This window comes from Pseudomonas syringae group sp. 247E2 (genome assembly GCF_032587795.1).
GTDB lineage: Bacteria > Pseudomonadota > Gammaproteobacteria > Pseudomonadales > Pseudomonadaceae > Aquipseudomonas > Aquipseudomonas amygdali.
Map to the genome: position 1 here is coordinate 1 of NZ_JAWHPK010000022.1, position 2,303 is coordinate 2,303.

The window sequence follows — 2,303 nt, forward strand, 5'->3', positions numbered from 1 at the left end:
ATACGCCAAATTACTGCAGGACGAGATTCGCCAGTACTTCCAGTCCGGCAAAACCTTGGCCAAGGACTGGCTGGCCCAAGCCAAACGCTGGACCGACCGACTCGGCGGCACTGCGGGCTCGATCACTTGGGGTGTGATCATGCTCAACTTCATCAATACCGCACTCACTTATCGTGATCTCACCCGAGATGGAGACTTCAGTGCCAAGGATATTGGCAAGGTTACGTATGGACTGGGGTACAGCTTCAATCTGTTGATGGCGGTGTTTGTTGAAGCACCTTGGAGCGTAATAAGGGATGCGACGCCGGAGCTGATTGACGGCAAGAATGTGGCAATTCTGGACAGGTCCAGTGCGTATTGGAAAGCCAAGGGAAATGTAACTTGGGGTGATGCAATACGAGGGTTCAGGGTTTCGATGGTGGCGATGGGTGGGTTTGGGATCGTGGCGGTTGTACTTGAGCTATTTGATATCACAGATGATTTTCACGAAGCAAAAACATCAGGAGAAGAATACGGAATTGGCATTAAGGGATTTTCTGTATTGGTAATGGGATTGGGTTCTGCAGCCCAGTTATTGGCAGGCATTTTTCCCGCTGGTGTTTTTACGATTATCGCGATGAATCCGTGGTTCAGCGTAGCCTTGATGGCAACTGGTTTTATTTATCTCATCGCTACGATGGCCCTGAATTATTTCAAGCAAGACAGTGTTGGCTGGTGGCTACGCAAGTGCTGTTGGTCGAGAACCCTAGCCTATCGTTACGCTGAGACTGCCGAAGGTGAGCAGGAAGAAGTGCGCGCGCTGATTGAAATTCAATTATCTCCGCAGGTCCATGCAAAAAGCACCGTGCATTACGAAGACCGTTACCTTGGCAAAGGCGATTACTACAGCGTAGCCGTACAAAATGGCGCAGGGGTACAAGTGCGCTTACCCAATCTGTTACGCGGGCAATCTGTGCACTTCAACATAGTCAGCAGCAAGCGACCATGGGGAGTGCTACCTGTAGAAAAAATGGACGACCCTCTGCATGAAGCTTTTCTGGACCGCGGACAATTCAGGAAGGCCGAACAGTTCGGGACGCTTACCAACAAGCAAGCTGGCAAGACGAGTGAAGATTTCACCTATCCTCTCATGCCACCTGAAAACGAAGACCTCATCTGGGAAACCTGGGTGCCGCTCGACAAGGACGCAACGTATCTTGAGCTGCAAATCTGGTATCCGAACAATCTGATCAATCCTAGTGAGGACGATAGAGGCTATCTGTTTCAGATGGAGCTTGGCACAAGGGGCGATACCGCTATTGATGGTTTGGCTGCTGTGGAGCTTGAAGTACAGGCATCAAGCAGAATTGGCACCCTGACTCTGGAAGTCGCAGAGAGTACTCCTTTATGATTCAACAGACGCCCTCCCCATGCCTGCTAAAAGGCCGAGATATTCTAAACTGGAAAATAAAAACGCTGGCTAAATCACCTAAAGAAATCATGATAGCGCAGTCCATATTTGCCGCAATTCATCTGACCGGGAGCTCAATTTTTATTTGGGGGGGCTGGAAAGTATTTTTAAAAAACCCGCCTCTACTAGCGGGCTTGATACTTGCTCTTGGAGGGGTTCTGGCTTACTTCATAGGCCTGCTCATCCGCCAAAAAACCATCTACAACTACACCATAAAAACCAACTGTGCCCACCTGGAGTACTACCTTCACTACCCCGACTTCGCCTCGTCCTTCTTCAAGGGCATTGCCATAGCCGTCATCCTGATATTCGTCTTCATCGCCGCTCTCACCGGCTCACTGCTTTTCCTGGTCGGGCCGGCAGCCATCGCCTGTATCGCAGCCCTCAAGCTGCTGAGCTGGGAAAACCCCATTCACCATGAACAAAGCCTGCCCTGGGATGAGTACAACTTTGTGACCGTCGACCGTAAACGGCTGATGATCGTCACACACCGCACGGATGTCACACTGGGCTTTGAGGCCCGATTCCAGCATGAGGTGCTGTTCAACAAATACCTCGCGTTTCTCCACACCGTGCTCCCCCCAACAACTGAGTTCACGGAAAAAGCCTGGAAATGGTAGCCCCGTTGCCGACCTCAATAAGCACTCCCTTAAGGCCGAACCACGAGATCTCTGGTATTCACCCTATCTGGCTGCTCGGTTGCATAAACCAGTGGTTGCTTAATCGCACCCGGTATTACTACAGCGTAGCGCTACAAAATGGCGCAGGAGTACAAGTGCGCTTGCCAAGTCTATTACCCGGGCAGTCCGTGCACTTCAACATAGTCAGCAGCAAGCGACCATGGGGAGTGCTA

1 protein-coding gene and 1 pseudogene are annotated in these 2,303 nt (G+C 51.0%); both read left to right on the forward strand.

The genetic code is table 11. The annotated features are described in order from the left end of the window. Positions 1–1,390 (forward strand): annotated as a pseudogene (locus RYC18_RS19155) (hypothetical protein); the annotation flags it as partial. After that, positions 1,387–2,070, forward strand: coding sequence for a hypothetical protein (locus tag RYC18_RS19160; protein WP_046832749.1), 684 nt, complete (start codon positions 1,387–1,389; stop codon positions 2,068–2,070). The pseudogene RYC18_RS19155 and the gene RYC18_RS19160, both read left to right, overlap by 4 nt. Positions 2,071–2,303 lie beyond the last annotated feature (233 nt).